The sequence below is a fragment of the Solwaraspora sp. WMMD937 genome (genome assembly GCF_029581175.1).
In the GTDB taxonomy this organism is placed as follows: Bacteria; Actinomycetota; Actinomycetes; order Mycobacteriales; family Micromonosporaceae; genus Micromonospora_E.
The window spans coordinates 3,134,025-3,153,666 of sequence record NZ_CP120738.1 but is presented as its reverse complement, the minus strand read 5'-3'; the positions used below and the strand labels follow the sequence as shown (position 1 = coordinate 3,153,666).

Below are 19,642 nucleotides of genomic sequence, written 5' to 3'. Positions count from 1 at the left end.
ATGCGTCGACCGACCGTCAGCGTGGTGGTCCCGACCCACCACCCGGACCGGCTCGCCGGGCTGCGTAGCGCCGTCGAGTCCGTCCGCCGGCAGGACCTCGAGCCGGCCGAGATCATCGTGGTGGTCGACCATCACCCCGCGCTCGCCGACCGGATCCGGCGGGAGCTGCCCACGGTCACCGTGCTCGGCAACGCGTACCAGCGGGGCGTCTCCGGCAACCGCAACACCGGCGCCCGGCACGCCGGCAGCGACCTCGTGGTGTTCCTCGACGACGACGTCGTCGCCCACCCCGGCTGGCTGGCCGGACTGGTCGCCGCGTTCACCGACCCGACGGTGGTCGGGGCCGGCGGCGCCATCGAACCCGCCTGGGAACGGCACCAGCCCGGCTGGTTCCCCGCCGAGTTCCGGTGGGCGGTCGGCGGCTCGTACGCCGGCCAGCCGGTCCGACCCGGACCGGTGCGCAACGTCTGGTCGGCAAGCATGGCGGTACGCCGCGACGCGTTTCTCACCGCCGGCGGTTTCCGCACCGGCTTCGGCAAGGTCGGCAACCGGGCACGGCCCGAGGACACCGAGCTCTGCCTGCGGATGGCCGCGGTCACCGGCGGGCAATGGTGGTACGTGCCACAGGCGGTCATCTCGCACGGCGTACCCGCCACGCACAGCACCTTCCGCTACTTCCTGCGCCGCTGCTTCGCCGAAGGCCGCGGCAAGGTCATGATGGCCGGGCTACTCGACGGCGCGCCCAGCCTGGGCGCCGAGCAGGACTACCTGCGCCGTACCCTGCCCGCCGCGCTACGTCGGGAGATCGGCGCGACCCTGCGGGGGCGCGGCCACCGGCACGTCGCCCGGGCCGGCGCCATCCTCGCCGGCACCGCCGCCGCAGCCACCGGCGCGCTGACCGAACTCGCCGGCCGCGCCACCCAGACTCCGTCCCCACCCCCACCGATCGGAGCCGCACGATGAACCCGCGTACCTCCGTGCACTTCCCGGCCGCCACCGCGGACCGGATCCCGGCCACCGTCATCGACCTGGAAGTCACCGACCGGTTCCCGGACGTCCCCGGGACCGACCCGGCCGGCCGCCGGGTGGAACGCGCCTGGCTGCTGGTCCGCCAGTTCACTCAGCCGATCGGCGCGCTGCTGCTCGACGTACCGCCGCACGGGCTGACCGGCGCGGACCTCGCCGCCGCCGTCGACCGGGAGATCCCCCCGGCCGAACGGCCCGAACCCGGCTACCTGACCCGGCGGGCCGAGGTACTCGACGACGCGCCGCACATCACCGTGGTCGTCTGCACCCGGGAACGGCCCGTCGGGCTGGCCCGCACGCTGGACAGCGTGCTGGCCCAGCAGTACCCCCGGTTCCGGGTGCTGGTGGTGGACAACGCGCCGGTCAGCGACGCCACCGTCCGGGTGGTCGCCCGCGCTGCCGCCGACGGCGGGGCAGCCAACGGCCACGCTGTGCCGGTCGACTACATCCGTGAACCCCGGCCCGGGCTGTCGCACGCCCGCAACCGGGCGCTGCGCGCCACCGTCGGCGAGATCGTCGCCTGGATCGACGACGACGAGGTGGCCGACCCGCACTGGCTCACCGAGATCGCCCGCGCCCTGGCCGACCACCCGCAGGCCGACGCGGTCACCGGGGCCATCGTGCCGGCCGAACTCGCCACTGACGCCCAGCTGTGGTTCGAACAGTACGGCGGGCACAGCAAGGGCCGTGGCTTCACGCCGGACGTGTTCTCCCCGGCCACCGCGCACCGGCAGAGCCCGCTCTACCCGCTGCCGCCGTTCGGCGCCGGCGGCAACATGGCCTTCCGACCCGGCGTGCTGGAGCGCATCGGCGGCTTCGACACCGCGCTCGGCGCCGGCACCCCCGCGATGGGCTCCGAGGACACTCTGGCCCTGATGCAGGTGCTGATCGCCGACGGCACCGTCGCCTACCAGCCCAGCGCCCTGGTCTGGCACCACCACCGCCGCGACCTGGCCGGGCTGCGCAACCAGCTGGTCGGCTACGGCACCGGGCTGACCGCCGCCTACACCAGCCTGCTGCTGCGCGAACCTCGGCTGCTCGGACCGCTGCTGCGGCTCGCCCCGACCGCGCTGCGCGACACGTTCGGCGGCGGTGACGGGCAGCGGTTGGCCGGGCTGCGCGACGACTTCCCCCGCGAGCTGGTCGGCGCCAACCGGCGCGGGCTGCTCGCCGGGCCGGTCGCGTACCTGCGCAGCCGGATGGCCGACCGACGGCTGCGCCGTCGGATGCGGGGCTGGCCGTGACGGCCGCCGGCACGACCGTCCCGCCACCGGCAGTGGTGGTGGTCCGCCGCCCGGCGCTGCTGCGCAGCGCGGCGGCGCTGATGACCTCCACTGTGGCCAGCGCCGCGCTCGGGTTCGTGTTCTGGGTGGCGGCCGCCCGCTGGTTCGCGCCGGAGGCGGTCGGCCGGGCGTCGGCGGCGGTGTCGGCGATGACACTGCTGGCCGGGCTCGCCCAACTCAACCTGATCAACCTGTACGCCCGGTTCCTGCCCGGCGCCGGTCGGCACACCCGCCGGCTGGTGCTCGCCGGATACGCCGCGTCGGCGGCGATGTCACTGCTGCTCAGCGGCGGGTTCCTGGCCCTCGGCATGGGCACCGGCATCATCGGCCCGGCACCGACGCAGCGGCTGCTCTTCGTCGCCGCCGTGATCGGCACGGCGATCTTCTTCATCACCGACGGGGTGCTGACCGCGCTGCGGCGGGCCGGCAGCGTACCGGCGAAGAACGTGATCGCGTCCACCGCCAAGGTGGCGCTGCTGCCGCTGCTGGCCGGCACCGCCGCCGGCGACGGCATGCTGGTCGCCTGGTCGGTGCCGATGCTGGCGACCATGCTCGGGGTCAACTGGTGGGTGCTGGCCCGGCTCGCCCCGGCGCACGCCCGCACCGCACCGGCGGCGCCGGCCCCGGCCCGGCGGGAGCTGCTCGGCTTCGCCTCCGCCGAGTACGTCAACGGGCTGCTCACCAACGCGGTCGCATACCTGCCGCCGGTGCTGGTGGCCAGTGTGCTGGGCGCCACCGCCAGCGCCTACTTCTATATCCCGTGGGTGATCGGGGTGGCCGGCAGCACGCTGCTGTGGAACGTCGTCACCTCGTTCGTGGTCACCGCGTCCAGCGACGCGGCGGCGGCCCGGGCACATGTCGACCGGGCGGTCCTGCTGGTCGCCGCCGTGGTGCTGCCGGGTGCCGCCGTGCTCGCCGGGGCGGCCGGGCCGCTGCTGCGGCTGCTCGGCGGGCAGTACGCCGCCGAGGGCGCCGACACGCTACGGCTGATCGGGCTGTCGCTGCCGTTCACCGGGGTGATCCTGCTCTACTGCGCGTTCGCGATGATGGAGAAGCGGATGTGGCCGGTGGTGACCGTACAGTCGGCCGGCATCGCCGCGTTTCTGCTGGTCAGCTGGGTCGGGTTGCCCCGGGTCGGAATCATCGCGCCGGCCGCCGCGCTGTGTATGGCACAGGCTGCGGTCGCGATCGTGCTGCTTCCCGGGCTGATCCGCCGCTACCGGGCCACCGGCGACGTGACGAACGCCCCGGCCTGGGCCCGACGTACCGCCGAGTCCGAGACCGTTACCGCCGACACCGGAGGTGCCGGATGACCGAGCTCGCCCTGCGCCCCGTCCGCCCGCTCCCCCAGGCACCGGCAGCCGGGCCGGCCGTCGACACCGCGCCTGGTGTCCACACCGCGCCAGCTGTCGACGGCGTACCTGCCGTGGACGGCCGGACCGGTCAGGCGGTCACCGGTCTGGTCGTCGCGGTCCTGGCGCTGCTCGGTCTGGCAGCCGGCGGCCCGTGGCAGGCCCCGACCGCGGTCGCGTTCGCCGCCCTGGGCCCCGGCGCCGCGCTGCTCAGTCACCTGACCGTCCGGCCGGCGGCGACCCGGTGGGCGACGACCGTACTCGCCAGCCTGGCCGGGTACGCGGCCGTGGCCACCGGATCGGTCTGGGCCGGCTGGTGGCAGCCCAGGTTGGCCGTCGGCGCGATGGCGGTGGCGGTGGCGGCCGCCAGCGCCGCCGGCCTGCTCCGGGTCGCGCGGGCGGGCCATGGCCTCAGTTCCCGCCCCGGGCCGGTCCGACGGTGGCCGTACGCCCGGCGGGCGGGCCTCGCCGGGCGTACGGCTGTCGCACGGCGGCCGCTGCTGGCGCATGCCGTGGTGATCGGTGCGGCGTTGGCGCTGTGGTGGATCGCGGTGTCCCGCACCGATGTGGCCCAGGTAGGCGGTTTCGGGCTGCTCGGCACCGTCAGTCCGGTCTTCCTGGCCGGGCTGGCGCTCACCGTGGCCGGCTTCGTCGCCGCGCTGGCCGGCCTGCGGCCCACCGGTGACCGGCCTACCGCTGCCGACGGGGCCGCCAGGCGCGGGCTGGCCGCCGCCGGCTACCTGGTGCTGCTGGTCGTGCTGCTGCACGGCACCACCCCGCTGCTGCTCGACCAGCCGCAGTACGCCTGGACGTACAAGCACCTCGGGGTGATCGACCTCATCGCGGCCGGCAACCCGGTCGGTGCGGCGACCGACATCTACCAGCAGTGGCCGGCGTTGTTCGCCGGTGCCGCCCAGCTCGGCGCGGCCGGTGGCATCGCCCCGGCGACGCTGGCCGACTGGTCGCCGGTCTTCTTCAACCTGGCCGCCGCCCCGGTGCTGTACGCCATCGCCCGTACCCTCGCCGACGACCGGCGGGTGGCGTACCTGACCGTGTTCGGGTTCTTCGCGGTCAACTGGGTGGAAGAGGACTACCTGTCCCCGCAGGCGTTCGGTTTCCTGCTCGGCCTCGGGGTGCTGCTGATCGTGCTGACCTGGCTGCGCTCGCCGGCCAACGCCAGCGCATCGGACCGCCGCGATGGACCGGACCGCCGGGTCCGGGGCTGGGCGACCGTGGCGGCGTTGGCGCTGCTGGGCGTGCTCACCGCCGCCCACCAGCTGTCGCCGTACCTGGTGGTGGCGCAGGTGGCCGTGCTTGCCGCGCTGCGGCTGGTCCGGCCCCGCTGGCTGCCGCTGGCGATGGGCGCGGTCGTGCTCGGCTACCTGCTGCCCCGATTCGGGTTCGTGTCGGAGGCGTTCGGCGTCTTCGACGGGTTCGACGTCTTCTCCAACGCCGCCGGCAACGCCGAGAGCTGGGGTTCGACCGGGCAGGCGTTCTCGGCGATCGTGGTCCGTACGCTCGCGCTGACCGTCTGGGCGCTGACCGTGCTGGCGGTGCTGGCGTACCGGCGCCGGCTGCGTGCCGTGCTGGTGCCGGCGCTGCTGGCCGTCACGCCGTTCGTCCTGATCGCGGCGCAGAGCTACGGCGGCGAGGCGATCTACCGGGTGTTCCTGTTCTCCGCGCCGTGGTGCGCGTTCCTGATCGCCCGCGCGGTGGTCGACCGGGCCGACCGTCAGCTCGACCGCGCCGACCAGCGTCGGGCTGGCCGGCGTCGGCGGTGGCTGGGGCCGGTCGCAGCGGTGGCGGTCGCGGCGGCGCTCGGCGGCTTCGCCCTCGGTACGGTGCAGGGCCGGCACGGGCAGTTGGCCGTGGACCGGCAGACCGCCGACGAGGTGGCCGCCGCCCGCCAGCTGTACGCCGCCGCCGAGCCCGGTGCCACCATCGCGGTCGCCACGTCCAACTTTCCCAGCCGCCTGACGGCGGCGTACCCACAGTTCAACACCGATGTGCCGGCCGGCGAGCCGGACCTGGTGGTCGGGGCGCAACTGCGCGGCGCCGCACTGGACGGCGAGCACCTGCCGACGATCGAGCAGTTCCTCGGCTCGTTCACCGGCGACCCGGCGTACCTGGTGGTCAGCGACGGAATGCGGCGGCAGTCCGACTACTTCGGCTACTTCGCGCCCGGGTCGTTGGACCGCCTGGAACAGTTGCTCGACGGCCGGGACGGCTGGTCGGTCTTCCAGCGCAGCGAGGACGTCACCGTCTACCGGTACGCCGGGGACGGTGCCGACGGCGGACGCCCCGCCGGGCGTCAGGCCGGAGCGTAGATGGCGACCCAGTCGATCTGCAGGTTGACCACGTCCGGTGTGGTCTCGTCCGGGCAGGCCTCCCAGGTGTGTCCGCAGTACCACGCCTGGCTCTGCAGAGCCAGCGCCATCGGCTCGTCGGGCACCTGGTCGCCGGTGATTGTCGCCCACGGCTCGCCGTCCAGGGTGTAGACCAGCCGGTCCGGCGTCCATTCCAGACCGGCGGTGTGCCAGCGGGTGAAGTCACCGCCGACGTCATGCCCGATCCGGTCGCCGGTCACCGGATGCAGCACCCCGTACATCCGGTCCCGGCCCTTGCCGTTGTCCTCGGCGATGTCGATCTCCGGCGGGTAGACGTTGTCGCCCGGCCAGAGCAGCAACGCGTATGCGATCCCGGTGCCCTGGTCCATCCGGAACCGGATGTCGTACCGGCCGTAGCTGCGGGTCACCGCCCGCCGGTTGGACACTCCGCCGGTGACGTAGATGTTGTCCCGGCTGGCTTCCCGCCAGGCGCCGATGGTGAGCATGCCGGCTCCGACCGACACGTGGCCGGGGTCGAACCAGCCGCCCGGATCACCGTCCGGCTGCCCGGAGTAGGCGAACCAGTCGTCGCTCAGCTCGGTGCCGTCGAAGTCGTCGACGAAGATCTGCCGCCAGTTGGGCAGATCACCGGTGGGCAGGGCGATCCCGGACGGGTTCATCGTCCGGTCACCGCCGGCCGTGGTGGGTGGCGGCCCGGACGGCGGCGGTCCACCGCCGGCGTCCGGCTGGCCGGTCCCGTCGGGCTGACCGGGCTGGCTGGTCTGGTCGGGCTGGTCCGGCTGGTCGGCGCGGTGCTGCAGCAGCGGGACCACTACGCCGAAGGCCAGTACCAGCGTGGCAAGGGCGGCCGCGACCGCGAGGGGGCCGCCGCGCCGCCACCAACGGCGGGCCGTCACGTCAGTTGGCGGCCGGCCCGCCGGGCCACCCGCCGGGTCAGCCGCCAGGCGGGCTGGGCCAGTCGTTTCGCCTGCGGCACCATCCGGGGTCCGCCGGTGCGGACCAGGTCGAGCAGCGCGGCGCCGTCGTGGTCACCGGTCGGCAACAGCCGGGGTACGGCGAGCCGCCGGTCGCCCGGCCGGTACCGCCGTCGGCCCACCTCGCACGCGTTGTCGTGCCCGGCCCGGCGGACCGCCGCCCGGACCCGCCAGTCGTGGTAGCCGTGTGGATAGCAGAACGACCGGACCGGGGTGCCGAACCGCTGTTCGAGACGGTCCCGGGCGACGACGATTTCTTCCGCCGCCCGCTGTGGCGGCAGGACATCGAGCGGATGGTGCAGCAGACCGTGTGAGCCGATCTCGACCCGGCCCGACCCGGCCACCTCGTCCAACTGGGTCCAGTCCAGCAGCGGGCCGAACTCGTCGGCCCACTGGCCCAGCCAGTCGGCGTACTGCCCGAGGTGCCCGACCGACGGGTAGAGGGTGGCCCGGGCGTCCGCGGCTTCGAGCAGCGGCAGCGCTTGGGTGAGGAAGTCGGCGTACCCGTCGTCGAAGGTCAGCGCGACCATCGACGGAGCCGGCCGGTTGCGGTCGATCGCCGCGTCGTCGAGCAGGTCGAGCGCCTCGCTGAGGCCGACCATCCGGTAGCCGGCGTCGGCGAGCGCGGCGAGTTGCTCGGCGAACCGGGTCGGTCCGACGGCGAGTGACCGCAATGGCCCTCGGGCCGCAGGAGAGATCGAGTGGTACATCAGCACGGGCAGCACCGGTCGCACGGCGCTCGGGCGTGCCGCGGAGCTGTATGCCGGAGGCTCGGGCCCGGTCATCCGGGCTGTCTACCCGACCTACGCGGGGCAAACCTGCTTCTCGCCCCTGCTCCTTGTCGCCGGCCGTGCTCGGCGTGACCGCCAAACCGGCCGTGGCTGAACTGGCTGGGGTCGGAGTTCGCCAGGGCAGCCACGGCCGGTGGTCGTTGGTCCGGCACTGGGGAGCATTGGACCAGCTAGAACAGCAGTGAAACTTCCGGGATCTGTCCGGTATTTTCGGCTGTTCTGTCGGTCAGGCTACGGCCGGACGGTACAGCGGTCAATCAATGCCGATGGTTACCAGGGTGCTGTCCAGTGGACGCTCCCGTGGCGGTCACCGGCGCGGTGGCACGGCGAGGCCGAGGGTCGCCCGGACCGCGTCGTATGCCGGCTTCGGCTGGTACTCCTCGTCCAGGATGTTCGCCGCACCTTCGCCGTCGAACCAGTCCGGCACCCAGGAGTACTTGTCGGTGAAGCCCCAGAAGGTGAACGAGTTGCACCGGTCCGCCAGCAGACAACCCTGCAGCAGGGTGTTGTAGCCCTGTGCCTGCGACTGCAGCTTGATCACGTCGGTCGGCATCGGCATCCGGACGTCCGCCTCGGTCACCGCGGTCTCCAACCCGAGCGCCTCGAACCGGCGCAGGTTCTCGGCAACCGCGGTTGCCGACCAGAAGCCGTACTGGATCCCGAGATGGCCCTGGATCCCCATGCCGTGCACCGGAACCCGTTGCCGGCGCAGCTCCCGCACCAGGTCGTAGTAGGCGGTGCTCTTCGCGCTGATGCCCTCCACGTTGTAGTCGTTGAGGAACAGCTTCGCGGTGGGGTCGGCCCGGTGCGCCCAGCGGAACGCGTCGGCGATGTAGGACGGACCGAGCTCGCGCAGCCAGATCGAGTCCCGCAGCTCGGCGTTGTCGTCGAAGATCTCGTTGGCCACGTCCCACTGGTGGATCCGGCCCTTGAAGTGGCGGACCGTCTCGGTGACGTGCTCGCGCAGGATCTGCCGCAGCTCGGCGGAGTCGATCTCACCGGACTCGACGCCCTCGGTCAGCCAGGCCGGGTTCTGGTTGTGCCAGACCAGGACGTGCCCACGGACGACCTGCTTGTTGCGGCGGGCGAAGTCGACCAGTTCGTCGGCGGGCCCGTAGTCGCGCTCGCCCCGCACCGGCTCCAGCGTCTCCCACTTCATGACGTTCTCGGCGGTGACGCTGGAGAACTCGGTGGCGATCCGGTCGCGGTAGGTCTCGTCCTCGGCCAACGCGGTCATGTTGACCGCGGTGCCGATCTGCAGCTTGTTCCACTTGGCCAGGCCGCGCAGGGACTGGTCGGTAACGGGTGGGCCGCCGGCGGGTGGGCGGCCGGAGTGGGAGGTCGCGGAAGCGCTGGCACCGATCGTGGCCATCATGGCCACGGAGAGTACGCCAGCGGCGAGTATACGGGTCGCCTTCATGGCATCCTTCCGGAGACTGCACGGCGGAAGCACCCGGAGGGCAAGGCCGAAAGGTGCCCGAAACCAGGACGGCGGTTTCCGGAATACTTCCGTAAGTTGATTGGAACCTATGGCCGTCAGAGGCCATAGTCAACCCTGGATGTGAAGGTGAACGGCCCCGGCAGGCCGGAGAGCGCCGGCGAGCAGCCGGCGACGGAACGCCCGTCAGACGGTCGCCAGCGGACGGCGCGCGGAGAGAGTCAGTCGACCCAGCCGCACTTGCGGGAGAACCGCAACAGGTGCCCACGCAACTCGACGATCTGCGCACCGGTGAGGTACGGCGCGTCGGAGAGCAGCAGCTCGGTGATCCGCTGCAGGTACTCCGGCTCGGAGAAGATCTCGCAGAGCTCGTCGTCGCCGCCCTCGCCGGAGGTGCCCGCCGCCCGGCTGACCGCGACGCTGGCAGGAGCGGTGGCATCGTCGATGATCTCGACGTCGTACGCCTTGGGACCGCGACCGCCGTCGATCACCTTAAACGACACCCGGGTGCCGGTCGCCACCCGGATGCCCCGTTGCGTGAGCTCACCGGCGTGCACGAAAACGTCGTCGCCACCGTCGTCCGGGGCGATGAAACCGTACCCACGGCCCTCGTCGAACCGCACCACCCGACCGGCACCCATGCCAACTCCTCCTACCGAACCACCTCGGCCGCGACCGGCCGTCGATCACCGAACTCGTCCGGACCAACCGCCGCCACCGGAGGTCGCGCCCGACGCTCACCGACTATGACAGTGTGGCACTCCCTCGCCGGCGAGGGAGACCGCCGGCTCGACCCGGTCCCGGTGGAACCCGCGACCCGCTGCGACCGGGCACCGGCTGCGGCTGGTCGAGCCAGCCAAGGATCTCACTCGTCGGGCGCGTCACCGGCCAGCGACCCACCGACGGAGATTTCAGCGGGACCGGCCGAGTTCCCCGTCCAACAGCTCGAACAGCTCCTCGGCACTCGACGAACCCAACTCGCCGACGGACGACCCCGTCCCGTCGGGAGGTGGAGCCAGCCGTCCCGCCAGCGCCTGCAGGCGTGCCGCCAACGCCAGGCGCTGCTCGTCGCCGGGACCGACCCGGGCGAGCGCCGCTTCGAGGGACGCTTCGAGGGTCGCCAGGTGCTCGCCGATCCGGCGGGACTCGTCGGCGCCGAACTCGGCGGTCAGATGGTCCGCGACCGCGGCGACACTCGGATAGTCGAAGATCAGCGTGGCCGGCAGCTTCCGCCCGGTCGCACCGGTCAGTCGGTTGCGCAGCTCCAACGCGGTCAACGAATCGAATCCGATGTCGAGGAACCCCTGCTCGGTTGAGACCGCGTCGGCTCGGTTATGGCCGAGCACCGCCGACGCGTGTGCCCGCACCAGCTCGAGCAGCGCGGCACGGCGCTCGGTCGCCGGCAGGTCCGCGAGCCGATCGGCGCCGTCGGTCGCCACCGGTGCGGTACCCGCACCGGCCGGGGTACCCGCGCCCGCGGGTGAGGTGCCCCCAGGTGACGTCGTCGAGACGGCGGGCGGTCCGGCCGGCACCGGCGCGACCGGGCCGGTCAGGTCGAGGAACACCGGCGCCGTCGCCCAGCCCTCGGCACGCAGCGCCGCGACGTCGAACTTGGCCGGCACGAGCACGTCGGCGTCACTGGCGAGCGCGGTGTCCAGCAGCGCGAGTCCTTCCTCGGCCGATAGTGGCAGCAGTCCGGACCGGGACAGCCGACCACCATCTACCGTGGACAACCGAGTGGCCATGTCGTCCCCGGTCGCCCACCGGCCCCACAACAGCGAGTGTGCCGTCAGCCCGCGTGCGTGCCGATGCTGGGCGAGACCGTCGAGAAACGCGTTGGCCGCCGCGTAGTTGGCCTGCCCGGCCGCGCCGCCGACACTGGCGACCGACGAGAAGAGCACGAACGCAGACAGTTCGGAGTCGGCGGTGAGCTCGTGCAGATGCCAGGCGGCGTCCACCTTGGCCCGCAGGACGGCGGAGATTCGCTGCGGGGTCAGCGCCGTCAGCACCCCGTCGTCGAGCACGCCGGCCGCGTGCACGACCGCCGTCAGCGGGTGCGCGGCCGGTACTCCGGCCAGTAGCTCACCGACCGCGTCGCGGTCGGCGACGTCGCAGGCCACGACCGCGACCTCGGCCCCCATGCCGGTCAGTTCGGCCACCAGCGCGGCGACGCCCGGCGCCCGACCCCCCCGGCGGCTGACCAGCAGCAGACGCCGCACGCCGTACGCGACGACGAGATGGCGGGCCACGGCCGCGCCGAGACCACCGGTGCCGCCGGTGATCAGCACCGTCCCGTCCGGCGGCAGGGAGCGCCGCGCGGGCGACGGTGGCACCGGCGCCACCGTCAGCCGGGGCACCAGCAGCTCCCCGCCCCGGATCGCCAATTCGGTCTCCCCGCTGGCCAGGGCGGCGGCGAGGACCTGTGCGGACTCGGCCCGCCCGTCCTGGTCGACCAGGAGGAACCGGTCGGGGTTCTCCGCCTGCGCCGCGCGGACCAGACCCCACACCGCGGCGGCGGCGAGGTCGACGTCAGGACCGTCCGGCCCACCTGCGGCAGGCCCACCGCCTGCCCGTACGCTCACCGCGCCCCGCGTGACGATGGCCAACTTGGCTGCCGCGTACCGTTCGTCGGCGAGCCAGCCACACAGCGCGTCGTGGATCCGTGTCACGCTCTGGTGGGTCGCGGCGACCGGATCATCCGCCGGCAGTTCTTCGGCGGGCGCGCACCGCAGCACGACCGGCACCGGATCGAGCGGCCCGGGTGGCCGGGCGTCCCACTCAAGGTACGGTGCGGCGTCCGGCGCCGAGCGGGGGCCTGCCTGCCACCGCAGCTGGTGGACGGCCCCGGCCGGCTCGCCGGTCGACGGCAGCGCCCGGGCCACGATCGTCTCGATCTGGGCGACGGGCTCTCCCGCCACGTCGGCGAGCGTCAGCGACAGATCGCGCTCACCGACGCGGGCGATGCGCGCCCGTACCGTCTCGACACCGGCGTGCCGCAGGGTGACCCCCCGCCAGCTGAACGGCACCTCCACCGGCCCGTCACCGTCGAGCAGGACGTGGACGGTCGCGTCGAGCACGGCCGGGTTCAGGGTGAACCGGTCCATGGCCGCGTCGGCCACGGACACCTCGACGAAGACCTCGGTGCCCCGGCGCCAGGCCGCCCGTACTGCCTGGAACGACGGGCCGTATCCGAGGCCGCGCTCGGCGAGCCGCCCGTACAGGGCGTCGATCGGCAGCGGTACGGCGTCGTGTGGCGGCCATTCGTCCAGCCGTGGCCCCGGCGGCGGGCAGCCCGACGGACCGGTGGGCCGGATGCTGCCCGACGCGTGATGGCGCCAGGCGGCGTCGCGTGCTTCGCTGCGGTCCCGGGAGTGGATGCTCAGTTGCCGTACCCCCGCCGGGTCGGCGGCGGTGACGACGACCTGGACGTCCGCGCCGCCCTCGCCGAGGGTCAGTGGCGCGTGCACGGTGAGCTCGTCGATCCGCGGGCAGCCGACCTCGGCCGCAGCGGACAGGGCCAGATCGATGAAGCCCGCGCCGGGGAAGAGCAGCTGCCCGTCCACCCGGTGGTCGGCCAGCCACGGCTGGCTGGTCGGGGCCAGCCTGCCCGTGAAGTGCACCACGCCCGGCTCCGGGGTGCTCAGCCCCGCGCCGAGCACCGGGTGGCCGATCGCGTCGAGGCCGAGCGCGGCGGGGTCGCTCGCCCAGCTCCGGCTGCTGATCCAGTAGCGCTGGTGGTCGAAGTGGTGCGTCGGCGGCTCCACCCCCCAACCCACCGCCACATCCCCCGGCGCCTCCTCCACGATCACGTGCGCGTTCGTCCCGCTCAACCCGAACGACGACACCCCCGCCCGCCGTGCTCCGCCGGTACCCGACCACGACCGCGCCCGCGTCAACACCCGCACCCCACCCGCCGACCAGTCCACATGCGACGACGGCTCCGACACATGCAACGACCGCGGCAACACCCCCGCCCGCAACGCCATCACCATCTTGATCACACCACCGACACCCGCCGCCGCCTGCGCATGACCGATGTTCGACTTCAACGACCCCAACCACAACGGACGATCCACATCCCGACCCTGCCCGTACGTCGCCAGCAGCGCCTGCACCTCGATCGGATCCCCCAACCGCGTCCCCGTACCATGCGCCTCCACCACATCCACATCCCCCGCCGACACACCCGCCACCGCCAACGCCCGCCGAATCACCCGCTCCTGCGCCGGACCCGACGGCGCCGTCAACCCGTTCGACGCACCATCCGAACCCACCGCACTACCCCGCACCACCGCCAACACCCCATGACCACGACGCCGCGCATCCGACAACCGCTCCACCACCAACACACCCACCCCCTCCGACCACGCCGTCCCATCCGCGTCATCCGAGAACGACTTGCACCGCCCGTCCGGCGCCAGACCACGCTGCTCGCTGAACTCGACGAACATGCTGGGCGTCCCCATGACGGCGACCCCACCGGCCAGGGCCAGCTCACACTCACCCGAACGCAACGCGTTGACCGCCAGATGCAACGCCACCAACGACGACGAGCACGCCGTGTCCACCGACACCGCCGGCCCCTCCAGACCCAGGTGGTACGCCACCCGACCGGAGACCACGCTGCCGGCGCTGCCGGTCGGGCCGTAGTCGTGGTACATCACCCCGGCGTAGACACCGGTACGGCTACCCGCCAACGACGCCGGCTCCACCCCCGCCCGAAGCAACGCCTCCCACGACACCTCAAGAAACAACCGCTGCTGCGGATCCATCTCCCGCGCCTCACGCGGACCCACCCCGAAAAACCCCGCGTCGAACCCCGCCGCGTCGTACAGGAACCCACCACGACGCACATACGACCGCCCCACCCGACCCGGCCGAGGATCGAACAACGCCTCCGTGTCCCACCCCCGATCCACCGGAAACTCACCAGTCGCATCCCCCTCACCCACCACCAGATCCCACAACCCCTCCGGCGACACCACCCCACCGGGGAACCGGCACGCCATCCCCACGATCGCGATCGGGTCGTCCTCTGGTGCGGCGGCCGGGGCCGCAGTCGCCGTACCGGCGGATCCGGTCAGGGCGGCCGGGCTGACGCCGGCGTGGCGGTCGAGTTCGGCGCCGAGGAAGTCGGCCACCGACTGGCTGTTCGGGTGGTCGAAAACCAGGGTCGCCGGCAACCTGACCCCGGTGGCACCTTCGAGCTGGTTACGTAGTTCCAGTGCGCTCAGCGAGTCGAAGCCGAGTTCGGCGAACGCCCGCCGGGGGGCGACCTGCTCCGGTCCGGCGTGTCCCAGCACCGTGGCGACGTGGCGGCGTACCAGGTCGAGCAGCCGCCGGTCGCGGTCGGCACCGCCGACGTCGGTGAACGGCCCTGCCGGTGAGCGCTGGTCGCCGCCCGCGCCGGTACCGGCGGCGGCCAGATCCCGCAGCAGCGCCGGCACCTGATCGGTACGGGCGGCCAGCGCGCGCTGGTCGACCCGCACCGGCAGCACCAGCGCGGCGTCGGCGGCGAAGGACGCGTCGGCCAACGCCAGCCCGTCGTCGACCGGCAGCGCCGGCAGCCCGAGCCGGGTCATCCGGCGGCGGTCGGCCTCGGTGAGCGCGGCGCCCATGCCGGTGGCGGTGTCCCACAGTCCCCAGGCAAGGCTGACCGCCGGCAGGTTCTCGGCCCGGCGGTGCGCCGCGAGCGCGTCCAGGAAGACGTTCGCGGTGGCGTAGCCGCCCTGGCCGGCGGCGAGCAGCGTGCCGGCCGCCGACGAGAACAGCACGAACGCGGCCAGCGGCAGTTCCCGGGTCAACTCGTGCAGGTGCCAGGCCCCGTCGACCTTCGCCGCGAGCATGGACTCCATCTGTTGACCGGTCAGGGTCTCCAGCGTGCCGGCCTCGGCGACACCGGCGGCGTGCACCACCGCCGTCAACGGATGATCAGCATCGATCCCCGCCAACACCCCCGCCACCGCACCCCGGTCCGCCAAATCACACCCGACGACCCTGACCCGCGCCCCCAACCCCGACAACTCAGCACACAACTCCCCCACGCCCGGCGAACCCAACCCACGCCGACCCACCAACACCAGATGCCGCACCCCGTGCACCCGCACCAGATGCCGCGCCACCAGACCACCCAGACCACCCGTACCACCGGTGATCAGCACCGTGCCGTCGCCGGCGAAGCCCGGTGGCGCGGCCGGAGGCGTGGCAACCAGGCGGGGGGACAGAATCCGACCGCCGCGTACGGCCAGTTCCGGCTCGTCGGTGGCGATTGCCCGGCGCAGCGTCGCGCCGTCGACATGTCCGTCCACATCGATCAGTTGGATCGCGCCGGGATGCTCGGCCTGCGCGGCGCGCAACAGTCCGTACAGCGGGGCGACCGCCAGATCACCGACGCCGTCTCCAGCGGTGGTGGGCACCGCCGCGGTGGTCAGCACCACCAGGCGGGTCGCGGCCAGCCGGGGTTCGGTCAACCACCGACGCAGTACGGTCAGCAGCCCGGCGACGTTGGAGCGGAGCCGTGGCAGCAGCGCGCCACCCGACGTCGCGGTGAGCGTCTCGACGCGCACGCACACGATCGTCGGTGCCGCCGCGCCCGGGGTGCCGTCGGCAGCGTCAGCGATGTCAGCGGCGGCGTGGCTGCCAGCGGCGACGGCTGCCAGCAGACCGTCCAGATCGGGGTGCACGTGGCCGCCCAGGTCGAGATCGTCGCCGATCGCGTCCATCCGCTCGGGCAGCGGCTCGTCACGGTGACCGGCCGTGGTCGGCCGCCAGCCGATCGTGAACAGCGCATCCATCACCGCCGGGTGTGTCGCCGCCAACTGGTCACGGGACACCGGCCGGGCGATGATGGACCGCACCGACGCGACCGGACGGTCGTCGGTGTCGGTGACGACGAGTCTCGTCTCGACGTCACCGCGAACCCTGGTCAGCCGGACCCGGACCGCCCGGACGCCGGCCGCGGCGAGCTGGAAGTCCGACCAGGTGAACGGCAGCAGCGCCACGTCCTGGTCGTCGTCGACGAGCAGCCCGACGTGCAACGCGGCGTCCAGCAGCGCGGGATGCAGGCCGTATCCGGCGACGGCGGCCGGTTCCGGCAGGGACACTTCGGCGAACAGCTCGGCGCCGCGTCGCCAGGCGGCGGTGAGACCGCGCAACGCCGGGCCGTACCGGTAGCCCCGGCGGGCGAGCCGGTCGTACGCCTCGGTCACCGGCAGCGCGGTCGCACCCGGCGGCGGCCACTCCGGCTGGCCGTGCTCCGTGGCCCGGGTCACGCCGGACGGCTCGGACGGGAACAGGTCCGACGCGGACGGGTCCGACGCGGACAGGATCCCGGCGGCCGCCGGGGCGAGCGAGCCGACGGCATGGCGGGTCCAGGCATCCGTGTCGTCGAGCCGGGAGAAGATCTGCACCGACCGGACCCGGGCGTGGTCCGCCGCACCCACCAGCACCTGCAGCGCCGCGCCGCTGCCGGCCGGCAACACCAGCGGTGTCTGCAACGCGAGCTCCCGCAACAGGTCGCAACCCAGGTGCTCGCCGGCCCGCCGGGCGAGTTCGACGTACGCGCTGCCGGGCACCAGGACGGCGCCGAGCACCTCGTGGTCGGCCAGCCAGGGCTGCCGCGTCGGTGACAACCGCCCGGACAGAACGACGCTGTCGGCGTCCGGCGCGGGTACCGCGACCGACAGCAGCGGGTGCGCCAGCGGGGTCATCCCGAGTGACTCGACGTCGGTCGACGTGGTGTCACGGGGTGGCAGCCAGAAACGCTGATGCTGGAACGGGTACGTGGGCAGCGGCACCCCTGGGCGCCGGTCCGCGCCGAGCACCGCCGACCAGTCCACCGGGCACCCGTTGACGTAGGACCGGGCGAGCGCGCCGAGCAGTTCTTCGGCCTCCGGCCGGGCGCGGCGCATCGTCGCGGCGAACGTCCGCCCGGTCGGCTCGACGCAGCGCATCGCCAGCGGCGCCAGCACCGCGTCAGGCCCGACCTCGACGAAGGTGGTGGCACCGGCCTCGACCAGCGCACCGACGGCGTCACGAAAACGCACCGTACCGCGCACCTGGCGTACCCAGTACTCGGCGTTGCCCAACACCGAGCCGTCGGCCAACGCGCCGGTCGCCGTGGAGACCAGGGCGATGTCCGGCTCGGCGTAGTCGAGCGCGGCGGCGGTGCGCGCGAACGCGGGCAGCATCGGATCCATCAACGGCGAGTGGAACGCGTGCGACACCGACAGCCGGATCGTCCGGTGCCCGAGCTTCTCGCACCGGGCGACCGTCGCCAGGACGGCGGACTCCTGCCCGGAGACCACCACCGACGCCGGCCCGTTGACGGCGGCCAGCGACGCACCGTCAACCAGCAGCGGCTCCACCTGCTCGGCGGCGGCCGACACGGCGACCATCGCCCCGCCGGGGGGCAGCGCCTGCATCAGCCGCCCCCGGGCCGCGACCAGGTGGCACGCGTCCGACAGGGACAGTACGCCGGCCACCTGCGCCGCAGCGATCTCACCGATCGAGTGTCCGCAGACGAAGTCCGCCCGTACGCCCCAGGCGGCGAGCAGCCGATAGAGACTCACCTCGATGGCGAAGACCGCGGCCTGGGTGTACGCCGTCTGGTCGAGCAGGGCCGCCTCGGCGCTGCCCGGCTCGGCCCACATGACGGAGCGCAACGGCCGGTCGAGCTGCGGGTCGAGCAGTTGGCAGATCTCGTCCAGGGCGGCGGCGAACGGCGCGTACCGCCGGTACAGCTCGCGGCCGGCGCCAATGCGCTGCGAGCCCTGCCCGGTGAACAGCAACGCGATGCCGCCCGCAGTGTCCTCGCCCTGCCAGACGCCGGGGCCGCCGCGGCCGTCGGCCAGCTGGCGCAGGCCGTCGACGAGGTCGGCACAACTGGTGACGACGAGCGCCGCCCGGTGCTCCAGCACGGTACGCGCGGCGGCCAGGGTGGTGGCGACGGCGGCCGGCGACTCCTGCGGCACGGCGTCGAGCCGGTCGAGCAGCCGTGCCGCCTGGTCCCGTACCGCCTGCGCCGACCGGGCCGACAGCGGCACCGGGACCGGTCCTTCGGCCGGGCGGTCCGCGGCCGGCGCCGGATCCGGGTCGCCTTCCTCGATCACCACGTGGGCGTTGGTGCCGCTGATCCCGAAGGAGGAGACCGCGGCGCGGCGCGGCCGTTCGCCGGCCGGCCAGTCCCGCGCCTCGGTGAGCAGTTGGACGGGCCCGGCGGACCAGTCCACCTGGCGGCTGGGGCGGTCGGCGTGCAGGGTACGGGGAAGCGTCCGGTGGCGCATCGACTCGACCATCTTGATGACGCCGCCGACTCCGGCAGCGGCCTGCGTGTGGCCGATGTTCGACTTCAACGAGCCGAGCCACAGCGGCCGTCGTCGGCCGCGGCCGTACGCACTGAGCAGCGCATGGGCTTCGATCGGGTCGCCGAGGGTGGTGCCGGTGCCGTGCGCCTCGACCACGTCGATGTCGTCGGGGCGCAGACCGGCGCTGTCCAGGGCCTGGTGGATGACGCGTTGCTGGGCGCTTCCGTTCGGCGCGGTCAACGCGCTGCTGGCCCCGTCGGAATTGACCGCGCTGCCACGCACCACCGCGAGGATCCGGTGGCCGTTGCGGCGGGCCTCGGAGAGCCGCTCGACGACCAGCACCCCGGCGCCTTCGGCCCATCCCGTACCGTCGGCGTCGTCGGAGAACGACTTGCACCGGCCGTCGGCTGCCAGTCCACGCTGCCGGCTGAACTCGATGAACGTCTCCGGCGTCGCCATCACCGTGACACCGCCCACCAGGGCGAGCGGGCACTCGCCCCGGCGTACCGACTGGATCGCCCAGTGCAGCGCGACCAGCGAGGACGAGCAGGCCGTGTCGACGGTGACGGCCGGCCCTTCCAACCCCAGCGTGTAGGCGATCCGGCCGCTGATGAGGCTCCCGTCGCTGCCGCCGGTGCCGTAGTCGTGGTACATCACGCCGGCGAAGACACCGGTACGGCCGCCCCGCAGCGAGCGGGGGTCGATGCCGGCGTTTTCCAGGGCCTCCCAGGACACTTCGAGCAACTGCCGCTGCTGGGGGTCCATGGCGGTGGCCTCGCGGGGGCTGATGCCGAAGAAGTCGGCGTCGAAGCCGGCGGCGTCGTACAGGAAGCCACCCGAGCGGGTGTAGCTACGCCCCGGCTTGCCGGGTTCGGGGTGGTAGAGCGATTCGACGTCCCAGCCCCGGTCGGTGGGGAACGGGCCGATCGCGTCCCGCCCGGCGGCGACCAGGTCCCACAGCTGTGCCGGCGAGCCGACGCCACCCGGGTAGCGGCAGCCCATGCCGACGATGGCCACCGGCTCGGCGGCGGCGGCCGTGATCGCCTCGTTCTCCCGACGCAACCGGTCGTTGTCCAGCATGGACTTCCGGAGGGCCTCGACGATTTCTGCGACAGATGCTTCCAC

General features: G+C 73.3%; 9 protein-coding genes. 4 read left to right on the top strand and 5 right to left on the bottom strand.

Annotated features, from left to right (window positions below; genetic code table 11):
• The 4 genes from O7621_RS13690 to O7621_RS13675 are packed head-to-tail and all read left to right on the top strand — an operon-like array spanning nucleotide 1 to nucleotide 5,988.
• Nucleotides 1-963, top strand: a complete 963-nt coding sequence (locus O7621_RS13690) for a glycosyltransferase (RefSeq protein WP_282234306.1) — start codon at nucleotides 1-3, stop codon at nucleotides 961-963.
• Nucleotides 960-2,270 carry a glycosyltransferase family A protein gene (locus O7621_RS13685; protein ID WP_282234305.1) on the top strand — a complete coding sequence of 437 codons (1,311 nt, stop codon included), beginning with the start codon at nucleotides 960-962 and terminating at the stop codon, nucleotides 2,268-2,270. Before O7621_RS13690 ends, O7621_RS13685 begins: the two co-directional genes overlap by 4 nt.
• Nucleotides 2,267-3,622, top strand: coding sequence for a hypothetical protein (locus tag O7621_RS13680; protein WP_282234304.1), 1,356 nt, complete (start codon nucleotides 2,267-2,269; stop codon nucleotides 3,620-3,622). Before O7621_RS13685 ends, O7621_RS13680 begins: the two co-directional genes overlap by 4 nt.
• Nucleotides 3,619-5,988, top strand: coding sequence for a hypothetical protein (locus tag O7621_RS13675; protein WP_282234303.1), 2,370 nt, complete (start codon nucleotides 3,619-3,621; stop codon nucleotides 5,986-5,988). The genes O7621_RS13680 and O7621_RS13675 overlap by 4 nt, the downstream gene beginning before the upstream one ends.
• Here the strand turns inward: O7621_RS13675 and O7621_RS13670 are convergent.
• The 5 genes from O7621_RS13670 to O7621_RS13650 form a co-directional block, all read right to left on the bottom strand.
• Nucleotides 5,973-6,905, bottom strand: coding sequence for a glycoside hydrolase family 16 protein (locus O7621_RS13670; protein WP_282234302.1), 933 nt, complete (start codon nucleotides 6,903-6,905; stop codon nucleotides 5,973-5,975). The two genes, O7621_RS13675 and O7621_RS13670, sit on opposite strands and share 16 nt — an antisense overlap.
• Nucleotides 6,902-7,708, bottom strand: coding sequence for a polysaccharide deacetylase family protein (locus O7621_RS13665; protein WP_282234301.1), 807 nt, complete (start codon nucleotides 7,706-7,708; stop codon nucleotides 6,902-6,904). Before O7621_RS13665 ends, O7621_RS13670 begins: the two co-directional genes overlap by 4 nt.
• A 373-nt stretch (nucleotides 7,709-8,081) precedes the next feature.
• Nucleotides 8,082-9,194, bottom strand: a complete 1,113-nt coding sequence (locus O7621_RS13660) for an endo-1,4-beta-xylanase (RefSeq protein WP_282234300.1) — start codon at nucleotides 9,192-9,194, stop codon at nucleotides 8,082-8,084.
• Between the two features lie 239 nt (nucleotides 9,195-9,433).
• Nucleotides 9,434-9,853, bottom strand: coding sequence for a cold shock domain-containing protein (locus O7621_RS13655; protein ID WP_282234299.1), 420 nt, complete (start codon nucleotides 9,851-9,853; stop codon nucleotides 9,434-9,436).
• Nucleotides 9,854-10,123: 270 nt separating this feature from the next.
• The gene (locus O7621_RS13650) at nucleotides 10,124-19,642 is read right to left on the bottom strand and encodes a type I polyketide synthase (protein ID WP_282234298.1); all 9,519 of its coding nucleotides are present in this window, start codon (nucleotides 19,640-19,642) and stop codon (nucleotides 10,124-10,126) included.

What these genes read in the sequence shown, in the direction of transcription:
- O7621_RS13690 (WP_282234306.1), top strand. Translation starts at nt 1, where the DNA reads ATGCGTCGACCGACCGTCAGCGTGGTGGTCCCGACCCACCACCCGGAC.
- O7621_RS13685 (WP_282234305.1), top strand. Translation starts at nt 960, where the DNA reads ATGAACCCGCGTACCTCCGTGCACTTCCCGGCCGCCACCGCGGACCGG.
- O7621_RS13675 (WP_282234303.1), top strand. Translation starts at nt 3,619, where the DNA reads ATGACCGAGCTCGCCCTGCGCCCCGTCCGCCCGCTCCCCCAGGCACCG.
- O7621_RS13660 (WP_282234300.1), bottom strand. Translation starts at nt 9,194, where the DNA reads ATGAAGGCGACCCGTATACTCGCCGCTGGCGTACTCTCCGTGGCCATG.
- O7621_RS13655 (WP_282234299.1), bottom strand. Translation starts at nt 9,853, where the DNA reads ATGGGTGCCGGTCGGGTGGTGCGGTTCGACGAGGGCCGTGGGTACGGT.